At 52.4% G+C, this 391-nt stretch carries 1 pseudogene; it reads right to left on the minus strand.

Annotated features, from left to right (window positions below):
- Positions 1-391, minus strand: a pseudogene (locus tag E0D98_RS26020) (hypothetical protein); the annotation flags it as partial.

The raw sequence follows: 391 nt of genomic DNA on the forward strand, positions 1-391 counted from the left end.
GGGTGCCGTTCAGGCGGACCACGCCCTGCAGATGATCATCTGCGCTGTGGACCAGCAGAAGATTCAACTGACGATTGTCCTTATCGGCAGAGGCGATGGCTGGTATCAGTTCATTGGGGGCATTACCTGCGAGGGGGAGTCGCATTGATTGATCCTGAGGTGCTGATGCAGGTTGCCTGTCTTCACCAATGTACAGATTATTGGGAGGATTTTTGGGGGAGCGAACTTCCTGCATTATCTGTGGCCAGTGTTGTTGCATCTGTAACATCACCTGGCTGAATGTTGCCATCGGAAACTCCAGGGTATGCTGACCCGCATGAGGTTGGTCATTATTAACGGTAATGCCGTTACTGACCGGGGTTATGGCCCAGATATTACGGATACGATCCCG

The organism is Escherichia sp. KCJ4928 (assembly GCF_004352695.1).
Taxonomy (GTDB): domain Bacteria; phylum Pseudomonadota; class Gammaproteobacteria; order Enterobacterales; family Enterobacteriaceae; genus ECMA0423.